This is a genomic window from Vibrio sp. S457-15 (assembly GCF_000960545.1).
Classification (GTDB): Bacteria; Pseudomonadota; Gammaproteobacteria; order Enterobacterales; family Vibrionaceae; genus Vibrio; species Vibrio parahaemolyticus.
In genome coordinates this window covers 153,641-172,619 of sequence record NZ_JYOQ01000177.1, presented here as the reverse complement: position 1 = coordinate 172,619, position 18,979 = coordinate 153,641, and the positions used below count along the sequence as shown (strand labels likewise).

Genomic DNA, 18,979 nt, shown 5'->3' with positions numbered 1-18,979 from the left:
AACTAAAATCTAACCTTCTACTAATTGTGAGATATACTTAGCCAAAGTTTCAACATTTCTAAATGGCGAAGTAACTTGACTCATTGCTTTTTCATCAGCCAAGGTAACGTCAATATCAAACTCATCACTTATTTTCTCTTCCAACTCAGTGATTAAGAATACGATACCCACACTATCAAGAACGCCATTAGTGCCAAATAGTTTTGTTTTAACATGAGCTTCAATTAAAGCTTCGTTATCTTCATCCTCACCCATTTCATGCAAGGTTGACAAAATTAAATCAATATATTTTTCCATATTTCACCCTTTATTCATTTATTCCTAACGTGATGCCACCATCTACAACTAAATCTATACCGGTAATCCACTTTGATTTATTGGATAATAAAAACTCAGCAGCATCAGCTATATATTCAACCTCTCCCAACCCTAAAGGATAGACACTTTCAAGCCTCTCAAAAAAATCTGTGTCATGATAATTATTCGTAAGCTCAGTTTTAATAAGACCAGGAGAAATGGTATTAACTCTGATATTTTGTGCTGCCAATTCTTTAGCTAAAGATTTGGCTGCTCCAATCAAACTGGCTTTCGAGGCTCCATAATTAACTGTGCCTGTAGCTCCAACACTAGCAGCAATAGATGAGATGAAGACTATTGAAGCCCCAAGCTCATTACATACTCTCTTATCCGAAATACCTCGAGATAATGCCAACCCACTAAAAACATTTAAATTAAAGGTTTCCAACATTTTGTCGTGAGAGTTAAAACGATTTGGTAGAACCGAAAGAACTCCTGCGGCATGTACCAAACCAGAGAATTTTCCATACTGTTTTGCTAGTTGAATAGGTAAACGAGATAAACCATCAATATCTTCAGCTAAATTTCTAGAACAAAAATAGAAAGAGTCTGAATATTCCGATAGAAGTTCCTGAATACCTGCTTTTTCGGTTCGTGCAATACCAACAACACGATGACCAGAAAAAAGCAAGTTGCGGCAAATTGACAGACCAATTCCCGAGCTTGCACCTGTGACTAAATACAAATCTGACACGCTGAAGCCTTACAACCCAGCTAAAGCCATCAGTTCTGAAACCATCTCGATTTCTTTAAGTTCAGCGTTAGTGATACTCTTCGAAAATTCAATATCAAACATGGAAATAACACCAAGATGAGCCATAGAATCCCACTCCTCTAGTTCTTGGAGGTTAGTCGATTCACTAACAACATCATCTAATTGAAGAACCTCTGTCAATTCTTCCAAAAACTGCTCTTTGTTCATTTATATCTCTCTTTTACAAAACCACAACTTCAGAAACATATGCTTCGTTAAGCGATAGGATGCTACTAGCCCAAGACAAACCCACACCAAATCCGGATAGAATCACATCCCGTACAGGTGACACTGTTCCTCCCAAAGTATGAGATATAGCACAAGGAATAGATGCACTGCTTTGATTTCCATACAGGCTAACGATATCACTCGGCGCTTTATCCTTGGGCGCTTTTATTCGCCTAACAATATTTGAAATAATGTACTGATTAGCTTGGTGGAAGAATAGATAATCAATGTCATCCATCGTCTTACCACTTAACTCTAAAATATCAGTAATAGCTTGAGGCTCAGTTTTAATTGCAAAGTTAAATACCTCACCGCCATTCATGTATAAATCATTTAGACTTCGATAATTCCCCTCGTCATCAACAGAGATTTCTCGCGTTTTTTCAGAGAACGGTTCTCGAAAACCTCCAGCAGGCTGAACGATATGCTGACTGCCTTCCCCGTTTGTGTGAAGACTAAAATAGCTCTTTGACGGCTCTTCTGTAGTTGAAATCAATGTAGCAGAACCAGCATCACCGAAAAGAGGGGCTGTTGATCGATCTCTAGGATTTACACATTTGCTCAATGTATCCCCAGCTAAAAGAAGAACATTCTTACAAGCTCCTGTCTCTATCATCATGTGAGCAAGCCAAAGACCATATACGTATCCCGAACAACCTAGAGATACATCAAAAGCAGCAACAGATGTATTCAGCCCTAATTTTCCATGAATAATTGCCGCATTAGATGGCTGAAAATGATCTGGAGTTTGTGTTACGAAAATAACACCATCGATCAAGCCTCGCTCGACATTTAAATCATTGAACAGTTTTAATGATGCAGCCAAGCATAAATCTAAGCTCGTGACACCGTCAGCAACTACATGGCGTTTGTTTAAGCCAATCGCTTTTTTGATTCTTGCAATTTGTTTCTCATTACCACCATAAAGATGTATTTCGTCGTCTATACACTTTATATCTGGCGGAACTACAGTGGTTATTCCAACAATTTTTGCTTTATGAAAGCTCGCAGTTGTCATTTCTGCACCTACCCTAATACTCGTTCAATTTTGTTATATCGATGCTCAAAAGATTCTCTGGTCAATGTTGCATAGGTAATCCCTTCTGCGACATTATCAACTTGAAAACCCAAACCATGATTGAATCTAATAGCACGTTTGTTTTCAGAGCGAATTCGCGCTTTAACATAATTGATGCCTCGTTCAGTGAAAGCCCACTGATATAACGTGCAGATTGCTTTTATGGGAGTAAGGCTGTTTAGCTTACTTTCATCCGCAGAAAAAATACCGCCTTCTGCACATAGATTACCTGCTTCATCAACTTCAATATTAATGTTACAACAACCATACTCACCATTTTCATCCGAAATGATGAAGTAGAATTTTTGACTATCTTGGAGTTTTACAAACCATTGTTGTTGTTCGCTTTGAGAAATTTCATCTTGATAGAGCATAAAGCTTCGCACAAAGTCACTATTGCGCCAGTTTCTCAACATCTCTAAATGTGATGAATCAAGTGGAGTTAATGTAACTCCATGTTTTTTTAAAACTATTGAATTAGAAAGTGTCATCGCAACTTCTTATTAGACCATCTAAATATCGACCATAATCATTTTTTGACATTGACAAAGCTATGTTGAGTACATCTTTTGAGCTCAACCACCCATTGCGCCACGCAATCTCTTCTAAACAGGCAACTTTAAGACCTTGAACATTTTCAATGGTTTGAACAAACGAAGAGGCTTCATGTAGGCTTTCATGCGTTCCAGTATCTAACCAAGCAAAACCGCGCCCTAGTAATTGAACATTCAGGTCACCTTGCTCAAGGTACATTTGGTTTAGCGTCGAAATCTCTAACTCACCACGAGCTGAAGGTTTGACTTTTTTTGCCAATTCGACGACTCGGTTATCATAAAAATACAGCCCAGTGACAGCATAATTGGATTTAGGCTTTACTGGTTTTTCTTCAATCGAAATCGCCTGCATATTGGCATCAAATTCTACAACGCCAAATCGTTCAGGATCTTTAACCTGATAACCGAATACAGTCGCACCACGGCTCTTCATCGCAGCTTGCTGAAGAATAGGAGTGAATCCTTGCCCATAAAAGATGTTGTCACCCAGCACTAAACATACTGAGTCATCGCCAATGAACTCTTCACCGATGATGAAGGCTTGAGCTAAGCCGTCTGGACTTGGTTGAATCGCGTATTGCAACTCAATGCCAAACTCTGAGCCATCACCCAATAGGCGCTGAAATCCTTCCTGGTCTTCTGGCGTGGTGATGATCAAGATTTCACGAATGCCAGCAAGCATGAGTACCGACAACGGGTAGTAAATCATTGGTTTATCATAAACCGGCAGTAACTGCTTAGAGACACCGCGTGTAATAGGGTAAAGGCGAGTGCCCGAGCCACCTGCTAAAATAATGCCTTTCATTATTCGCCCGCTCCTAATCGCTCTAAACTGTATGAACCATCAAGCACGCGTTGCCACCATTGCGGATTATTGAGGTACCATTCCACGGTTTTACGAATGCCGCTTTCAAAGGTTTCTTCTGGCGTCCAGTTAAGCTCTTGAGCAATCTTGGTCGCATCAATTGCGTAGCGCACATCATGACCTGGGCGATCTTTGACATAAGTGATCAAAGATTCATAAGACTCAACACCTGCCGGCTTGTCTGGTCGCAGCTCTTCAAGCAAAGCACAAATGGTTTTCACTACTTCGATGTTTGCTTTTTCGTTATGGCCACCGATGTTGTAGGTCTCACCGATTTCACCTTCCGTCACGACTTTGTAAAGCGCGCGAGCATGGTCTTCCACAAACAGCCAATCTCGGATTTGCATGCCATCACCATACACAGGTAAAGGCTTGCCATCGAGGGCATTCAGAATCATTAGTGGGATCAACTTCTCTGGGAAGTGGTACGGACCATAGTTGTTTGAGCAATTGGTTACGAGTGTTGGGAGACCATAAGTACGCTGCCAAGCGCGTACAAGGTGATCGCTCGACGCTTTAGACGCCGAGTATGGGCTGCTTGGAGCGTATGAGGTGGTTTCGGTGAATAAATCATCCGTACCCTCTAAATCGCCATACACTTCATCCGTAGAAATATGATGAAAACGAAACGCCGATTTGTTCGCTTCCTCAAGGTTTGACCAATATTGACGGGCCGCTTCAAGCAAATGGTAAGTGCCCATCACATTGGTCTCAATAAAAGCAGCAGGACCATCAATGGAGCGATCGACATGAGACTCAGCGGCCAAATGCATCACCATATCGGGTTGATGCTCTGAAAACACGCGGTCTAGTTCAGTTCGGTCACAGATATCCACTTGCTCGAAGCAGTAACGGTCACTGCCCGCGACATCCACTAACGACTCCAAGTTTCCTGCGTAGGTGAGCTTGTCTAAATTCACGACGCTATCTTGGGTGTCACGAATAATGTGTCGAACGACAGCTGAGCCAATGAAGCCTGCCCCGCCTGTTACTAGTATTTTCATTGCAAATGTTACCTACTTTAATGGGTACTTTTAGTGGGTGTACCGAAATGCGCCATTGGATTGTCTCACGAATAACTGACAAAAAGCTCACTTTACGTATTTTCAGTATGACTTTTTTGTACATGATCAAAATCGGACGCTTGCCAAATGATTTGGCGTTTGAGCAGTTCTTTTTTGAATGAGCGAAGAAGCCTTTCTAAGTTTTGCTTTTTCCAGTCGCCGTGCTCTTGTTTGCGGCACTTATCAAAATCAATAATCCACACTTTATCTTTGTCATCGATCAAGATGTTGTGGATATTCAGGTCAGTGTGATTAACGCCAGCGTTGTGCATTTTGGCAATTTCTTGCCCTATTTTTTGATACATTCCTTCCGGTAACGATTTTTCCTGCAAGATACTGACCAGGTCTCTTGCGTTAGGAATGCGCTCACTCAATAAATCGGCCTGATATGTCAATCCAGATTTCACAGCTCTTGCAGCAATTGGCCTTGGCACATGAACACCTGCATTAATCAGTGTAAGTAATAGTTTGAACTCTTGCGCACAACGCGTTTGCTCCCAACCTGAAAACCAATAATTGTCTTTAACTAACTTCCCAAACAAACCGCCACGACGGTAATGACGTAGTGCCGCTTGCATGTTCTCTAGTTGGATAAACCATGTCGTGCCTCGCCCCGTCGCACTGCCAACCACCTTGTCGGAGGACTGCCAATACTCGATATCAAAAATAGGCTGACTAGGATCTTCAATAAGCTCCTCATCAAACCAAATGACTTGGTTGCTATCTCGATACTGCTGAATCATGTTGTAACCTCTAGCCTAGGTAGCGACTGGCCAATATGTATAGCCAAGTAAAAGCTGCGAACGCCAACGCAACCATAACGGCTGCCGATCCTATATCTTTAGCGCGGCCACTTAATTCATGGCGTTCAACACCAATGCGATCCACCACTGCTTCTATCGCGGAGTTAATCAGTTCGACAATCAGAACTAATACCACGACACCAATCAATAAGATGCGCTCTATCATCCCGACATCAACCACGCACGCCAAAATCACAGCAATGCTTAGCAAAGCGAGCTCTTGTCGAACAGCAGCTTCATGTTTAAAAGCGGCTTTTAATCCCTGTATAGAATAACCTGTCGCTTTGATAATGCGCTTTACCCCAGTATTGCCTGGCTTTCCAGATTCTTGCGATTGATGCGGTGTTGTCTTTGACATTGCAGAACACTTATCGGTACTTCGTTATATTGGAGCCGTGTATTTTACATTTATTCGGGATGTCTGCATAATTTACCTGCCTCTATTCATCTAGTCAGACAATAATTATGTTCACTTCTGCCCCGTCGTCATTATGCATCTTGCGTTTATCCGCTATTGGAGATGTGTGTAATACCATCGCTACTGTGCAAGCAATCCAGAAACAGTGGCCAACCACGCAAATAACTTGGATTACTGGCAAGTTAGAAGCTCAGTTGCTAGCGGCGATTGAGGGGGTCGAAGTCATTGTATTCGATAAAAAGGCTGGTTTAGATGGCTATAAAGCCTTGTGGAAACAATTAAAGGGCCGAGAATTTGATGCTCTGTTACATATGCAATATGCGATTCGAGCGAGCGTCGCGACTTTGGGCATTAAGGCAAAATACAAACTTGGTTTTTCATCTGACAGAAGCCAAGATTTTCAAACACTATTCACTAATGTCAAAGTTCCCTCACCACAATCTCTGCACGTGGCGGATGGTTTGATGGCATTTGCTCATCAAATTGGCATCCCTAACAATGAGTTAGACTGGGCACTTTCCTACTCCACACAAGACCAAGAGTGGGCAGAGAGTCATGTTTCTTGCGACAAACCCAACCTACTGATTGTGCCAGGAGCCAGTAAAGCATATAAAAACTGGAATGCTGAAGGGTACATAGACGTCATCCACCATGCGAGGGCGAAAGGTTGGAATGTAATTCTGGCTGGCAGCCCAGCTCAAGTCGAACTGGATTTGGCAGATGCCATTCAATCTCGACTGGAAGAGCCATGTCTAAATTTAGTTGGGCAAAGCTCAATCCTGCAAATGCTGGCTCTGATTGACAAAGTAGACATGGTCATCGCGCCTGATACCGGGCCAGCTCACATGGCAAGCGCCATGAACACACCGATCATTGGTTTATATGCCCACCATAATCCGGTTCGAGTGGGCCCATATCGCTATCTACAGTATGCCGTCTCAGTTTATGAGGAAGTCATCTTGGCTGAAACAGGAAAAACCAGCCAACAACTAAGCTGGAGAACTCGTGCGAAAGATGAAAAAGCAATGAATCGCATCACAAGCAAGCAAGTGATTACAATGTTCAATCAAGTCGTAGAAGATTTGTACCCGCAATACCAGTAAACTCCCTGTATAGATTTGTTAAGAAGGAAGTCAATTTGTCCAAGCCAACTTTAGCCGTTGCCTTAATCGTCAAAAATGAAGAGAAGCATTTAAAAGCTTGTCTAGACACCGTAAAAGGTTGGGTTGATGAGATTGTCATCCTCGACTCGGGCAGTACCGACCGCACTGAAGAAATTGCCCGACAATACACCGATAAGTTCTATACCAACTTAGACTGGCCGGGGTTTGGAAAACAACGCCAACTTGCGCAGCAATATGTTACGGCCGACTACGTATTGTGGTTAGATGCCGATGAACAGGTTACTCCTGAGCTAAAAGCAAGCATTTTACAGGCTGTTTCAGCAGATAAGCCGAACGTTTTGTATAAACTAAATCGACTTAGCTCGGCATTCGGAAAGTTCATCTACCATTCTGGCTGGTCTCCAGATTGGATTGTTCGCTTGTATCGCACTGAATATACGCACTACAACGATTCACTCGTGCATGAAAAAGTCGATGAGAAAAGCTATCAGACTGAAAAGTTAGATGGTCGATTGCATCACTACACTTACGAGCATCTTCATCATTACATCAATAAAACCACTGGTTACCTCAAGGCCTGGACGGATGAGCGTGAAGGTAAAAAGAAATCCGGCTTAACCACTGCAATTGTTCATGCTCTTGCCAGTTTTTTAAAAATGTACATCCTCAAGAGAGGCTTTCTTGACGGTAAACATGGCTTTATTCTGGCGTGGCTTAGCATGCACTCTACCTTTGTGAAATACATTGATCTTTACTTACGTGAACAGGCAAAGAAATCATGAAAACGACTTTAATAATCACCACTTATAACTGGAAAGAAGCATTAAAAGCGGTGTTAGAAAGCGTGAAACGTCAAACCGTTTTGCCTGACGAAGTGATTGTTGCAGATGATGGTTCTCGAGAAGACACCAAAGCAACGGTTGACCAAATGCGTGAAGGTTTTCCGGTTCCACTGATTCATAGTTGGCACGAGGATAATGGCTTCCAGCTTTCCATGAGCCGTAACCGTGCAATCGCTAAAGCATCAGGTGACTACCTAATCATGGTCGATGGCGATATGGTGTTGTCGCAAACTTTTATCGAATCCCACAAACGCGTGGCAAAACCAAATTGGTTTGTTCAAGGCGGTCGAGTTCTGACTGACGAAGTGTGCAGCCGTGAAATTATGGAAAACGGATTGGTTCCTTCGGTGTTTAGCAAAGGGATCCGCAACCGCAAGAACTGCATCACAAACTCACTGCTATCGAACTGGTTCTCATACGAACGCAACAACGATAAAGCAACTCGCGGCTGTAACATGGCGTTTTGGCGACAAGATGTCATCGAGGTGAATGGCTTCAACCAAGATTTTGTTGGATGGGGACGCGAAGACAGCGAGTTTGTTCATCGCATGTTGAATGCGGGCAAATCACGTCTGTACCTAAAATTCGCAGGTGTAGGCTACCACTTGTACCACGTAGAAAACTCTCGCGCGTCATTGGGCCAAAACGATGAAATCTTAGAGAAAACCATTAAAAACAAGCTTAAGCGTTGTGAAAACGGTGTTGACCAGTTTATTTCAGAGGATTGCAGCTATGAATAAAAAGGTGATCTATCCTGGAACTTTTGATCCAATTACTAATGGCCATCTAGATTTAATCGAACGTACAGCAAAAATGTTCGACTCAGTAACAATTGGAGTTGCAGCTAGCCCTTCGAAAAACACCATGTTCTCGTTGGATGAGCGTGTAGACCTGGTCCACCAATGCTGTCAACACTTAAGCAATGTCAACGTTGTCGGCTTTAGTGGTTTACTTGTGGATTTCGCCAAAGAACAACAAGCCTCGATCCTAATCAGAGGGCTTCGCACAACAATGGACTTTGAGTACGAGTTTGGTTTGACGAGCATGTACCGTAAGTTACTACCCGGACTAGAAAGTATTTTTCTTACCCCTTCAGAAGAGTTCGCGTTCTTGTCCTCAACAATAGTAAGAGAAGTAGCAATTCATGGCGGAAATGTCGCCCAATTCGTTCCGAATCCTGTAAACACAGCCATCTTAGAAAAACTACGTTCAGCATGAAAAAGTTAAAGTATTACTTATCTAACGGAATACTCGCTTATTTACCTTCTTTTTTGTTTCGTTATTCCGCAAAAAAACTGTTAGCACGGGCTCCAAGCTATGATGAAGAGTACTTGCGTGAACGAGTTAATTACTACAATAAACATACCACGAGCTTCGAACTGACTCCTCCAGATCTTACGAAAGTAAAAGACTTTAAAAAAACGGGCGGCAGCGCTTATTACTATGATCTGTTGAAGGTTATTAAATGCTTCCCTAAAAAGGCCGTCTTCAAATATGTCAATGGCGATGTCATTGATGTACCAAACGAGCCGAGTTTTTTAAAAAGTCGACCTATTGAAGGAGAGAACACCAACTCGGTCCTACTAAAACTAAACGCCGTTAGACACTACTTTTTTGTGGATAAAGACAAGCCGTACCAAACTAAAAAAGACATGATTGTATGGCGTGGGACGGGATTTCGACCAAATCGAAGAAAACTACTTTCTTGTCATTTCCATAATCCTCGCTGCAACATCGGTCGAGTGGATACGCAGGATAAAGATCCAGAACAACTGAGCTACGTGACCCCTTCAATGAGTATCTCAGAACAACTTGAGTACAAATTCATTCTAAGCTTGGAGGGAATGGACGTCGCAACTAATCTTAAGTGGATCATGTCCTCCAATTCTTTGTGCTTTACCCCTAAACTGCGCTACGAAACATGGTTTATGGAAGGGAAATTAAAAGCGGGTGTGCACTTTGTTCAAGTCAAAGATGATTTTTCTGACCTAGATGAAAAAATGGACTACTACTTGGAACACCCTGACAAGGCAGAAAAAATTATACAGAATGCTCATCAATGGGTTGAGCAATTTAAAGATACTAAAAGAGAAAGGTTGATTTCCCTATTAGTCGCAGAGAAGTATTTTAATCTTGCAGAAACAAGAAGGGTTACCTAAATCTATTAGGTAACCCTGAAACAACTAGTAATTGTACTTAACTTTATTGATAACACGCTGAATCATATTAAGGGGATTAAAAGTCTTTTTCCCCTTACGTTTATTAGCAATGCTAGTCAGGTTATCTTCTCTTTTCGCTACCACTATTGGGCTGATGTAACCATAACAACCACTTAATTTTGGAATCGATAACCACTTGTCAATTGGCACAGCATAAGCCGTTTTTTTCATGCTGCTTAATAGATCTCTAGCTCTTAATGGTGTAATGCCATAGCACACGGTTGGAAACGGCTTCTTTTCTTTTACATCTGATATTTTAAAAGGTTTTTCTGGGTCTAAAATGTAGCAGAAGTTAGTAAAGTTCACTAAGCCACAACTTTGGATATAAGCTAGTACGTCATCAGCAAGTAATCTTGATGCTTCACCGATGAACTCAATATTGTCTTCAATAACAATCGCAGGCGTTCCTGACGCAACAATCAATTCCCATGCTTGAGAGTGTGTCTTAAAGCAACCAATCTCTCCAGCCATGATCGCTTTTTGGCGAAACTTATGAGAGTAACTTTCATACTCTTTCTCTAGCTTAAGAAGATCATCATAAGAATCTGAGTAAACAAATTCAAAATCGATACCCTTTAGGTAATTTTGAATGCGATTTACTCGCTCTTCATTTCCAGTTGTAATAACAAACACTTTCAATGGTGTATTACTGCTTAGTTCCACCGTTAAACCCTCAGCTGATTTAGTGCAGCTCAGTATAGTATCTACCCCAATAATTATTAGCAAGGATACTCATTGTTGAGCGAGAACTATCAATAACTCTGCAAGCCGATTACTTCTGACACTCATTACAGAAGAAGGTATTACGTTGGCCAATTTTTAGCTCTTGAAGCGGCTCTCCACATTCTGGGCAAGGCTCACCCGCTTTTCCATACACTAAAAGTTCTTGAGCAAAATAACCCGGCTTGCCATCGGCTTGAGCGAAGTCTTTTAAAGTCGTACCACCTTGGTTAATGGCAATTTTTAGCGTGGCTTTGATGTTTTCCACTAACAGTACCCATTCTTGGGGCGTCACTTGACCTGCTTGTCGGGTTGGGAGAATACGAGATTTAAACAGAGATTCATTGGCGTAAATATTCCCCACACCGACCACGACTTTGTTGTCCATGATAAACTGCTTTACCGCGACACGCTTACCTTGCGCTTTATCAGCAATGTACTCGCTATTAAACGTATCAGTTAGAGGCTCTGGTCCCATATGCTCAAGTACCGCATGTGACTCACCAGGAGCGCACCATAGCCAAGCACCAAAGCGTCGAGGGTCGTTATAACGCAGCACTTTACCATTTGTAAGTTTGAGATCGACATGATCGTGCTTAGCCGCAGGAAAATCAGCATCCAACACACGTAACGAGCCGGACATTCCAAGGTGCACAATGGCAGTCCCTGTATCCGTTTCTATGAGCAAATACTTTGCGCGGCGGTGAATAGCTCGAATCACTTGCCCTTCAAGCAATTTCAGCTCTTGCGGGATATCCCAGCGCAGTTTGGGTGTGCGAAAAACAAATGCCTTAATCGTTTGTCCAACCATATGTGGACTAATACCCATCCGGCTTACTTCAACTTCTGGTAATTCAGGCATTTAATTCTCCTTAAAACACTCAAAGCCTTACTGAAAGGCAGTTAGCATAATCGAAAAGTACAAGCGTAAACACTGCTTACCTACGAGGTTATTGACCACCTATCACTTAGGCATGATGTAATTGCTATCAACAGAAATCGCGATCCACTTGTCTTGCCAATTTTTAAATAGCCAAAAATCGTCAAGGCGGTAGAAGGTGATACGTTGTGGCTCTTCCAAACCTTGATACCAGACTTCGATGGTTTCCGGTGTGCCTAACTTATCTTTAAGAGTGTCGTATTGCTGCGCAGATAACTCCGTACCTTCGAGCGCTTGCCAGCGAGCAATAAGTTCAGATAGAGGGAAAGGAACATCTGTATTCGCATGCCATCGCCCATCGCGAAACTCCAATTCAAGACTATTGGAATAAATAGCGCTAACCGAATGATCAGTTCGAAGTAAATGCGGATAAGGATCAACGTTCTCTGACAACAAGTACGTTTTGATCCACATCGGCGCATTTAAGATCACGATAAACGCGATAATGCCCAATATTAGAATATTGTTCCAACGGCGACGGCGAGTCGGACTAATACGCATAACGGTTCCTACTATCTTAGTTCTAGTGACAAACTAACAAAGGTTACAGGAATTGACTAGAGCATCAGCATGTAAACATGGTGAAGGTGGATTTGAAGGAATAGTGAGGATTTCAGATAATAAAAAACCCAACTCGAAAGTTGGGTTTTTCAAATCGTCAAAGAGACAAAACCAATTATTTGATTTTAGCTTCTTTGTACATAACGTGCTGGCGTACAACTGGATCAAATTTCTTGATCTCAAATTTGCCTGGCATGTTACGCTTGTTCTTATCAGTTGTGTAGAAGTGGCCTGTACCTGCTGAAGATACTAGACGGATTTTCTCACGAACGCCTTTCTTTGCCATTGCCTATTTCCTCTTAAACGTTTTCGCCACGTGCACGGATATCAGCAAGAACAGTATCGATACCTTTCTTGTCGATGATGCGCATACCTTTTGCAGTAAGGCGTAGTTTAACAAAACGTTTTTCGCTCTCTACCCAGAAACGATGAGTTTGTAGGTTCGGCAGAAAACGACGCTTAGTAGCATTTCGTGCGTGTGAACGGTTGTTACCCGTTACTGGACGCTTACCAGTTACTTGGCATACTCGTGACATGAATGTCTTCTCCAAAATCGTTTCAGCTCGATATCAACCTTGGTGGCCGAACCTCTCTATCTCTCGAAAAGAAGTTAGAGGTTAAGAACCGCTATGGAAAATCCATACAAGGCTATCAAAGGTCGCGCATTATACTAACTTGATATGCATTGCTCAAGACCCGAACAGATCCTTTTTACAGGTTTTCGTGATCTTTTTTTAGACAGCAGGTTTTTTCTAGCAGTCCAAGCTGAATTCAGTTAAAAATTTAGTGGCGAGGATGATAGCAGATTTTTAGCAACTAACAACCTAAAAAACGCACAGTTATATCCATCCTCTTTCAGCAAAAGAGACACTTTCCCCATCGCCAATAACGAAATGGTCCAAAATACGAATATCCACCAGCGCCAACGCATCAATTAATCGCCTTGTAATCCTGCGGTCTGCCTGGCTTGGCTCGGCGACACCGGACGGGTGGTTATGCGCCAAAATCAAAGCAGCCGCGTTGTGGTGCAGGGCTCTTTTTACTACTTCTCTAGGGTAAACTGATGCAGCATCCAAGGTTCCTTCGAATAAAATCTCATCTTTTATTACTCGGTGTTGGTTATCGAGGAAAAGAATGTAAAAAGCCTCTCTTTGGCGGTCTCTTAATATAGAGGAGAGATACAATTTAGTTTGCTCAGGGCTGGTTAAGGCGTCGCCACGCTTGAGGGTTTCCGCCAAATATCGCTGAGTCATTTCTAACACCGCTTGCAATTGCACATATTTGGCCTGCCCTAACCCTTTATGCTGACAAAACTCTTGTTCTGAAGCAGAGAACAGCTGCCTAAGCGAACCAAAATCTTGAATAAGAAAATCGGCCAACTCAATCACGTTCATGCCTTGCGTGCCCGTGCGGAGGAATATCGCCAGTAATTCGGCATCGGTTAACGCCTGCGGCCCACGTTGCAGAAGTTTCTCTCGTGGCATCGACTCATTTGGCAAAGCTTTGAGTATCATCGGAACTCTCTTTGAAGGTAAGAATCCCTATTCCACAAAACAGAAAGCGAAAGTCGAGGGTGACTTTCGCTTTCTTCGTTCCACACTGATTTTATGTGCAATTTAATGGTTCATCAGAGTTTAAAGTTGCCGACCAGATCGTGAATTTCCGTGCCGGATTGTGACAACTGAGTGCTGATCGTTTCTGCGTATTGCAAGGTGTCATTGATGTTGTTGACGATCTGTTGAATCGCCACCAAGTTCTGGTTGATGTCTTCCGCCACCGCACTTTGTTCTTCTGCCGCTGATGCGGTTTGAATTCCCATATCTCGAATTGTACCAATAGAATGGTGGACACCAGACAAAGACTGTTGAATTAGCGCAGACTCTTCAGCCGTTTTCACGCCGCGTTCTTGACTGGCGGACATGGTCGTGACGGCTCGAGATACACCACTTTGTAGCTGTTTAAGCATATCGCCAATTTCATGAGTGCTATTTTGCGTACGGCTCGCTAGTGAACGCACTTCATCGGCCACCACTGCAAATCCACGCCCTTGCTCGCCCGCTCGCGCGGCTTCAATTGCCGCATTGAGCGCCAATAAGTTGGTCTGCTCAGCAATCTCGCCAATCACATCCAATACTTTGGTAATCTGCTCCGTTTGCTGACTCAACTCAGAGATAGCATCCGATGTGCTGTTGATCTCTGTAACCAACTCAGTAATGCCTTGAATCGCTTGTTCGACCTCTCGCTGGGCTTCGGTCACCTGATCGTTCGCATCGTCAATGGCCTGCGCAGTGGCATTTGTATTGCTTGCGACTTCTTTTGCCGTCATGCTCATCTCTGTTACGGCCGTCACCACTTTATCCGTTTCCAAACAGTGACTCTGCATTTGACCGCTCGCTGTGCGCGTTTGATCATTCAGTTCTTCAGAAACTGTTTGAACGGCAGAAGCAGATCGATGAATGTCCTGCATCAGTGGGTGAAGTTTATCCATAAACTCATTAAAGGCAGCCGCGACTTCGCCAACTTCGTCTTTACTTTCCACTTTTAGACGCGCAGTTAAGTCACCGCCACCCGCAGCAACATCTTTGAGAGAATCGGCGACGTGCTGAAGTGGTTTAATGCCTTTCGAGACAGCAATACTGGTTAAGATGCTGGTAATAATCAGGCCAATCACCGAGATTGTCACCGCAGATAAAGTGTGTTGATTTAACTCTTGCGTGCGCAATTCACGCTGCATGGCAACTTGTTGGTCGATGTCATCAATGTAGATCCCAGTACCAAGCACCCAGTCCCATTTTTGTAGATACTCAGCGTAACCCAATTTCGGTGCCTGAGCGTTGATGGTTGGTTTGTGCCAAGAGAAATACAAAAAGCCATCACCTTTTTGCGATGCATCAATCAAGCCAGCAATAACCGCTACGCCATTTTCATCTTTAAGGTCATACAGATTTTTACCTTCCAGCGACGGTTTGATGGCATGTAAGGTATTGATGCCTTGAGAATCATACGCGAAAAAGTAACCGTCACTTTCAAAGCGCATCGCTTTTAAGATTTCTTTCGCCGCTTGTTTATTACTGCCATTAACGTCAGAGTCATACAGCGGCTTAATCGCCGTTACACCCATCATCATGTAGGCTTTTAGCTCTTTCTTACGCGCATCAATCAGCTCCTGTCTGTCTCGGACGAGCTCCGCTTCCAAACTCTTACTGCTGTTGATGTAATACACCACAGAGATCAATGTCGTGATCAACAACAGAGGAATTAAGGTTATCAGCAGCAATTTGTTTCGACTTTTCAACACCATGTTTGTACTACCTCTTTTTTCTTTTCAATCTTGCAAAATCAGCTCAAATTGTCTGTGAGATAGGCGGGAGTTTTTTCTCCACTTGCGTAACTAATGCCGCGGAGTTTGATGTGGATTTGATTTGCTTGGGTGCTGAAACAGTCCGTTATGCTAAACTCGCTGCCAGAAAAATTGGAGATCTCACATGCAAACACTAGCAGGAAAGAAAATTCTACTCGGCATCAGTGGCGGTATTGCCGCGTATAAATGTGCGGAGCTAACCCGTCGCCTAATAGAGAGAGGGGCACAAGTTCAAGTCGTCATGACGAAAGCTGCAAAAGAGTTTATTACTCCGTTAACCATGCAGGCCGTCTCAGGACGACCAGTATCCGATAGTTTGCTCGATCCGGCGGCTGAAGCGTCAATGGGTCACATCGAGTTAGCTAAATGGGCGGATTTAGTGCTGCTTGCTCCTGCTACGGCAGACCTCATTGCTCGTATGTCAGCTGGCATGGGCAATGATTTATTGACGACGTTAGTGTTGGCAACGGATTCGCCTGTTGCGGTATCTCCAGCAATGAATCAACAGATGTATCGCAACATCGCGACGCAAGAGAATATTGCGACTCTAGCTCGTCGCGGTATGCACATTTGGGGTCCAGCGGCAGGTGAACAAGCCTGTGGTGATGTTGGCCCGGGTCGAATGCTCGAACCAATGCAATTAGTGCATCTGTGTGAACAGTTTTTCCAACCTAAAGTCTTGGAAGGCAAGTCCATTTTGATATCAGCAGGCCCAACGCGAGAAGCCATCGACCCAGTGCGTTACATTACGAACCACAGCTCCGGGAAAATGGGGTATGCACTAGCAAACGCTGCCGCGCAGTTAGGCGCAAAAGTCACGCTAGTGAGCGGCCCTGTCAACCTGAGCACACCGATGGGAGTGGAGCGCATTAACGTGTCTAGCGCACAAGAAATGTATGAGGCCGTGATGGCTCAAGCCATCAGTCACGATGCGTTCATCAGCTGCGCAGCAGTAGCGGATTATCGACCAGAGGCCATTGCGTCTCAAAAGTTGAAAAAGACGGCAGACAACGATCAGATGACCATCAAAATGGTGAAAAACCCTGATATTGTAGCGTCCGTCGCAGCACTGACTGACAAGCGCCCATTTACGGTAGGTTTTGCAGCAGAAACCAACGATGTCGAAACTTATGCCCGAGGAAAGTTAGCGAAGAAAAACCTCAATATGATCTGCGCTAACGATGTGTCAGTCGAAGGCCAAGGCTTCAATAGTAATGACAACGCCATCACCCTATTTTGGCCTGATGGTGAGCTTGCATTAGCTCTAGAGTCAAAAGAAGCCCTGAGCTTCAAAATCCTCGAGAAAATGCGTGAATTGATGTAATTCGTACTTATTTTCTAATTAAGAACTGGCACAAATTTAGTCTAAACATGACAACTGAGGGTGTTAAATCTCCCATTACGCCCTCAGCAGTCTAGTGTGATGCGACTTAGCATCTTATAATCCCCTCCGCTCAACTTTGTATTTTGAAAGGAAGTAACTAATGGCCGGCAGTAAAAAATCCAATCGTCGTGAAGAGATCTTGCAAGCATTAGCACAAATGCTTGAATCTGCAGAAGGCGCTTCACGCATTACTACGGCAAAATTGGCAAAACAAGTCGGCGTCTCCGAAGCCGCGTTGTACCGTCATTTCCCAAGTAAAGCTCGCATGTTTGAAGGTTTGATTGAGTTCATCGAAGAAGCCTTGATGACTCGCATCAACCGCATTTTAGATGATGAGAAAGATACACTAGAGCGTATTCGTATGGTAATGCACCTGATTCTTGCATTTTCAGAACGTAACCCTGGCTTGACACGTATTCTGTCTGGTCATGCTTTAATGTTTGAAAACGAACGTCTACGTGAACGCATCAACCAGCTGTTTGAACGTATCGAAACCCAACTACGTCAGATTCTGCGTGAGCGTAAAATTCGTGAAGGTAAATCTTTCCCTGTAGAAGAGCGCATTCTTGCTGCGCAAATTCTTGGGCAAGTTGAAGGCAGCCTGAACCGTTTTGTGCGCAGCGATTTCAAGTACCAACCTACTGCAAACTTTGACGAGTATTGGGCACTACTCAGTGCACAAATTAAGTAGAGATTATGAGTAAAGACAAATACACGCAGCCCGAGTTTTCTCTTTCCCTTCTCCATCCTCGTAACTGGGGAGTTTGGCTTGGGTTTGGTCTACTGGCTATCATCGTCAATATTCTTCCTTATCGCCTATTACTGTCTTTGGGGCGTTCACTTGGCAAGCTAGGCATGCGCTATGGCAAAAAGCGCGTGCATATCGCGAAGCGCAACCTTGAGCTGGCATTCCCCGCGAAAACGCCAGAAGAAGTGCAACATATCGTGGAAGAAAACTTCAAGAATACCGGGATGGCACTGATCGAAACCGGTATTACATGGTTTTGGCCTACATGGCGCTTCAAAACGCTCATTGTCGAGAAAGACATCCACGCTCTAAAAGAAAAAGGCGCGGAAGGTAAAGGCGTATTGTTGTGTTGTGTACACGCTCTTAACTTAGAAATTACCGCGCGAGCTTTTGCTGTTTTAGGTGTTGCGGGTTACGGCGCATTTCGTCCTCACAACAACCCTGCGTACAACTTCATCCAATATTGGGGGCGCACGCACAACGGCAACAAACTGATTGATCGCAAAGATGTGAAAAAGATGATTCGCGTACTGCGCAGCGGCGAGCGTTTGTTCTACTTACCTGACCACGATTACGGCCGCAATAAATCGGTCTTCGTGCCGTTTTTTGCCATTGATGACGCTTGTACAACAACCGGCACCAGCATTTTAGCCTACACCTCAAAATGCGCGATCATTCCAGGTTCTGGTTTCCGCAATGACGAAGGCAAATACGAAATCATCGCTGATAAGTGCATTGAAGCCGATTACCCACAAAAAGATGAAGTGGCTGCGGCGGCTTACATGAACAAGTACGTGGAAGAAGTGATTTTGCGAGCACCTGAGCAATGGATGTGGCTGCACAAACGCTACAAAACCATGCAAGATGAAAACGAGCCCAAAGGCATTCGCTACAAATAAATCGCAAAAGAAAAGGTATCCAATTGGATACCTTTTTTATTGAATTCGAAAAGTGGGAAA

Annotated in this window: 24 protein-coding genes; 8 read left to right on the top strand and 16 right to left on the bottom strand. The window is 43.5% G+C overall.

The window, feature by feature from the left end:
- Positions 1-9: 9 nt before the first annotated feature.
- The 9 genes from UF05_RS20425 to UF05_RS20385 all read right to left on the bottom strand — a co-directional run bounded on the left by UF05_RS20425 (position 10) and on the right by UF05_RS20385 (position 6,061).
- Positions 10-297 carry a hypothetical protein gene (locus tag UF05_RS20425; protein WP_017449092.1) on the bottom strand — a complete coding sequence of 96 codons (288 nt, stop codon included), beginning with the start codon at positions 295-297 and terminating at the stop codon, positions 10-12.
- 10 nt (positions 298-307) lie between these two features.
- Positions 308-1,051, bottom strand: coding sequence for an SDR family NAD(P)-dependent oxidoreductase (locus UF05_RS20420; RefSeq protein ID WP_017449091.1), 744 nt, complete (start codon positions 1,049-1,051; stop codon positions 308-310).
- A 9-nt stretch (positions 1,052-1,060) separates the two neighbouring features.
- Entirely contained in the window at positions 1,061-1,279 is a 219-nt protein-coding gene (locus UF05_RS26615; protein WP_017449090.1) for a hypothetical protein, read from the bottom strand.
- Positions 1,280-1,292: 13 nt separating this feature from the next.
- Positions 1,293-2,357: a 3-oxoacyl-ACP synthase gene (locus UF05_RS20410; RefSeq protein ID WP_017449089.1), complete on the bottom strand. Its 1,065-nt coding sequence runs from the start codon at positions 2,355-2,357 to the stop codon at positions 1,293-1,295.
- Between the two features lie 8 nt (positions 2,358-2,365).
- Positions 2,366-2,908: a GNAT family N-acetyltransferase gene (locus UF05_RS20405; protein ID WP_025525985.1), complete on the bottom strand. Its 543-nt coding sequence runs from the start codon at positions 2,906-2,908 to the stop codon at positions 2,366-2,368.
- Entirely contained in the window at positions 2,895-3,776 is an 882-nt protein-coding gene (rfbA, locus tag UF05_RS20400) for a glucose-1-phosphate thymidylyltransferase RfbA (RefSeq protein ID WP_024700435.1), read from the bottom strand. Before rfbA ends, UF05_RS20405 begins: the two co-directional genes overlap by 14 nt.
- On the bottom strand, positions 3,776-4,840 hold the full coding sequence (rfbB, locus tag UF05_RS20395; protein ID WP_045544797.1) for a dTDP-glucose 4,6-dehydratase: 1,065 nt from the start codon (positions 4,838-4,840) through the stop codon (positions 3,776-3,778). Before rfbB ends, rfbA begins: the two co-directional genes overlap by 1 nt.
- Before the next feature lie 92 nt (positions 4,841-4,932).
- A complete protein-coding gene (locus UF05_RS20390; RefSeq protein WP_045544796.1) occupies positions 4,933-5,643 on the bottom strand; it encodes a 3-deoxy-D-manno-octulosonic acid kinase in 711 nt (236 codons plus the stop codon).
- A 10-nt stretch (positions 5,644-5,653) separates the two neighbouring features.
- A complete protein-coding gene (locus UF05_RS20385; protein ID WP_005459671.1) occupies positions 5,654-6,061 on the bottom strand; it encodes a diacylglycerol kinase in 408 nt (135 codons plus the stop codon).
- A 107-nt stretch (positions 6,062-6,168) separates the two neighbouring features.
- Between UF05_RS20385 and UF05_RS20380 the strand changes: the two genes are divergently transcribed.
- Genes UF05_RS20380 through UF05_RS20360 form a run of 5 tightly spaced genes read left to right on the top strand, consistent with a single transcriptional unit; the run spans position 6,169 to position 10,246 of the window.
- Complete coding sequence (locus UF05_RS20380) at positions 6,169-7,224, top strand: glycosyltransferase family 9 protein (RefSeq protein ID WP_005459672.1); 1,056 nt, start codon at positions 6,169-6,171, stop codon at positions 7,222-7,224.
- Positions 7,225-7,259: 35 nt separating this feature from the next.
- Positions 7,260-8,027: a glycosyltransferase family 2 protein gene (locus UF05_RS20375; protein ID WP_005481414.1), complete on the top strand. Its 768-nt coding sequence runs from the start codon at positions 7,260-7,262 to the stop codon at positions 8,025-8,027.
- The gene (locus UF05_RS20370) at positions 8,024-8,827 is read left to right on the top strand and encodes a glycosyltransferase family 2 protein (protein ID WP_025525627.1); all 804 of its coding nucleotides are present in this window, start codon (positions 8,024-8,026) and stop codon (positions 8,825-8,827) included. Before UF05_RS20375 ends, UF05_RS20370 begins: the two co-directional genes overlap by 4 nt.
- Positions 8,820-9,305 carry a pantetheine-phosphate adenylyltransferase gene (coaD, locus tag UF05_RS20365; RefSeq protein WP_017449082.1) on the top strand — a complete coding sequence of 162 codons (486 nt, stop codon included), beginning with the start codon at positions 8,820-8,822 and terminating at the stop codon, positions 9,303-9,305. Before UF05_RS20370 ends, coaD begins: the two co-directional genes overlap by 8 nt.
- The gene (locus UF05_RS20360) at positions 9,302-10,246 is read left to right on the top strand and encodes a glycosyl transferase family 90 (RefSeq protein WP_024700440.1); all 945 of its coding nucleotides are present in this window, start codon (positions 9,302-9,304) and stop codon (positions 10,244-10,246) included. The genes coaD and UF05_RS20360 overlap by 4 nt, the downstream gene beginning before the upstream one ends.
- A gap of 24 nt (positions 10,247-10,270) precedes the next feature.
- On the opposite strand, the gene UF05_RS20355 is transcribed toward UF05_RS20360, so the two are convergent.
- From UF05_RS20355 to UF05_RS20325, 7 genes are all read right to left on the bottom strand, one after another.
- The gene (locus UF05_RS20355) at positions 10,271-10,969 is read right to left on the bottom strand and encodes a glycosyltransferase family 25 protein (RefSeq protein ID WP_017449080.1); all 699 of its coding nucleotides are present in this window, start codon (positions 10,967-10,969) and stop codon (positions 10,271-10,273) included.
- A 109-nt stretch (positions 10,970-11,078) separates the two neighbouring features.
- Positions 11,079-11,888: a bifunctional DNA-formamidopyrimidine glycosylase/DNA-(apurinic or apyrimidinic site) lyase gene (gene mutM / locus UF05_RS20350; RefSeq protein ID WP_045544795.1), complete on the bottom strand. Its 810-nt coding sequence runs from the start codon at positions 11,886-11,888 to the stop codon at positions 11,079-11,081.
- Positions 11,889-11,990: 102 nt separating this feature from the next.
- Positions 11,991-12,467 carry a hypothetical protein gene (locus tag UF05_RS20345; RefSeq protein ID WP_031818732.1) on the bottom strand — a complete coding sequence of 159 codons (477 nt, stop codon included), beginning with the start codon at positions 12,465-12,467 and terminating at the stop codon, positions 11,991-11,993.
- Positions 12,468-12,642: 175 nt separating this feature from the next.
- Entirely contained in the window at positions 12,643-12,813 is a 171-nt protein-coding gene (gene rpmG, locus UF05_RS20340) for a 50S ribosomal protein L33 (protein ID WP_004410866.1), read from the bottom strand.
- A gap of 13 nt (positions 12,814-12,826) precedes the next feature.
- A complete protein-coding gene (gene rpmB, locus UF05_RS20335) occupies positions 12,827-13,063 on the bottom strand; it encodes a 50S ribosomal protein L28 (protein ID WP_005467944.1) in 237 nt (78 codons plus the stop codon).
- Positions 13,064-13,366: 303 nt separating this feature from the next.
- The gene (gene radC / locus UF05_RS20330; protein ID WP_005482037.1) at positions 13,367-14,041 is read right to left on the bottom strand and encodes a RadC family protein; all 675 of its coding nucleotides are present in this window, start codon (positions 14,039-14,041) and stop codon (positions 13,367-13,369) included.
- A gap of 113 nt (positions 14,042-14,154) precedes the next feature.
- Positions 14,155-15,828, bottom strand: a complete 1,674-nt coding sequence (locus tag UF05_RS20325) for a methyl-accepting chemotaxis protein (RefSeq protein ID WP_045544794.1) — start codon at positions 15,826-15,828, stop codon at positions 14,155-14,157.
- 184 nt (positions 15,829-16,012) lie between these two features.
- Here UF05_RS20325 and coaBC point away from each other — a divergent pair, with 184 nt between their 5' ends.
- The 3 genes from coaBC (at position 16,013) to UF05_RS20310 (ending at position 18,919) form a co-directional block, all read left to right on the top strand.
- A complete protein-coding gene (gene coaBC / locus UF05_RS20320; RefSeq protein WP_020839956.1) occupies positions 16,013-17,212 on the top strand; it encodes a bifunctional phosphopantothenoylcysteine decarboxylase/phosphopantothenate--cysteine ligase CoaBC in 1,200 nt (399 codons plus the stop codon).
- A gap of 160 nt (positions 17,213-17,372) precedes the next feature.
- A complete protein-coding gene (slmA, locus tag UF05_RS20315) occupies positions 17,373-17,963 on the top strand; it encodes a nucleoid occlusion factor SlmA (RefSeq protein WP_005478760.1) in 591 nt (196 codons plus the stop codon).
- 5 nt (positions 17,964-17,968) lie between these two features.
- Positions 17,969-18,919, top strand: a complete 951-nt coding sequence (locus UF05_RS20310; RefSeq protein WP_005496814.1) for a Kdo(2)-lipid IV(A) acyltransferase — start codon at positions 17,969-17,971, stop codon at positions 18,917-18,919.
- Positions 18,920-18,979 lie beyond the last annotated feature (60 nt).

Excerpts from the sequence above, each read along its gene's own strand:
- UF05_RS20380 (WP_005459672.1), top strand. The coding sequence starts at position 6,169 with ATGTTCACTTCTGCCCCGTCGTCATTATGCATCTTGCGTTTATCCGCT.
- UF05_RS20410 (WP_017449089.1), bottom strand. The coding sequence starts at position 2,357 with ATGACAACTGCGAGCTTTCATAAAGCAAAAATTGTTGGAATAACCACT.
- rfbB (WP_045544797.1), bottom strand. The coding sequence starts at position 4,840 with ATGAAAATACTAGTAACAGGCGGGGCAGGCTTCATTGGCTCAGCTGTC.
- UF05_RS20325 (WP_045544794.1), bottom strand. The coding sequence starts at position 15,828 with ATGGTGTTGAAAAGTCGAAACAAATTGCTGCTGATAACCTTAATTCCT.
- slmA (WP_005478760.1), top strand. The coding sequence starts at position 17,373 with ATGGCCGGCAGTAAAAAATCCAATCGTCGTGAAGAGATCTTGCAAGCA.
- UF05_RS26615 (WP_017449090.1), bottom strand. The coding sequence starts at position 1,279 with ATGAACAAAGAGCAGTTTTTGGAAGAATTGACAGAGGTTCTTCAATTA.
- UF05_RS20390 (WP_045544796.1), bottom strand. The coding sequence starts at position 5,643 with ATGATTCAGCAGTATCGAGATAGCAACCAAGTCATTTGGTTTGATGAG.
- rpmB (WP_005467944.1), bottom strand. The coding sequence starts at position 13,063 with ATGTCACGAGTATGCCAAGTAACTGGTAAGCGTCCAGTAACGGGTAAC.
- rpmG (WP_004410866.1), bottom strand. The coding sequence starts at position 12,813 with ATGGCAAAGAAAGGCGTTCGTGAGAAAATCCGTCTAGTATCTTCAGCA.
- radC (WP_005482037.1), bottom strand. The coding sequence starts at position 14,041 with ATGATACTCAAAGCTTTGCCAAATGAGTCGATGCCACGAGAGAAACTT.
- UF05_RS20310 (WP_005496814.1), top strand. The coding sequence starts at position 17,969 with ATGAGTAAAGACAAATACACGCAGCCCGAGTTTTCTCTTTCCCTTCTC.
- UF05_RS20425 (WP_017449092.1), bottom strand. The coding sequence starts at position 297 with ATGGAAAAATATATTGATTTAATTTTGTCAACCTTGCATGAAATGGGT.
- UF05_RS20405 (WP_025525985.1), bottom strand. The coding sequence starts at position 2,908 with ATGACACTTTCTAATTCAATAGTTTTAAAAAAACATGGAGTTACATTA.
- rfbA (WP_024700435.1), bottom strand. The coding sequence starts at position 3,776 with ATGAAAGGCATTATTTTAGCAGGTGGCTCGGGCACTCGCCTTTACCCT.
- UF05_RS20360 (WP_024700440.1), top strand. The coding sequence starts at position 9,302 with ATGAAAAAGTTAAAGTATTACTTATCTAACGGAATACTCGCTTATTTA.
- UF05_RS20345 (WP_031818732.1), bottom strand. The coding sequence starts at position 12,467 with ATGCGTATTAGTCCGACTCGCCGTCGCCGTTGGAACAATATTCTAATA.
- coaD (WP_017449082.1), top strand. The coding sequence starts at position 8,820 with ATGAATAAAAAGGTGATCTATCCTGGAACTTTTGATCCAATTACTAAT.
- coaBC (WP_020839956.1), top strand. The coding sequence starts at position 16,013 with ATGCAAACACTAGCAGGAAAGAAAATTCTACTCGGCATCAGTGGCGGT.
- UF05_RS20370 (WP_025525627.1), top strand. The coding sequence starts at position 8,024 with ATGAAAACGACTTTAATAATCACCACTTATAACTGGAAAGAAGCATTA.
- UF05_RS20385 (WP_005459671.1), bottom strand. The coding sequence starts at position 6,061 with ATGTCAAAGACAACACCGCATCAATCGCAAGAATCTGGAAAGCCAGGC.
- mutM (WP_045544795.1), bottom strand. The coding sequence starts at position 11,888 with ATGCCTGAATTACCAGAAGTTGAAGTAAGCCGGATGGGTATTAGTCCA.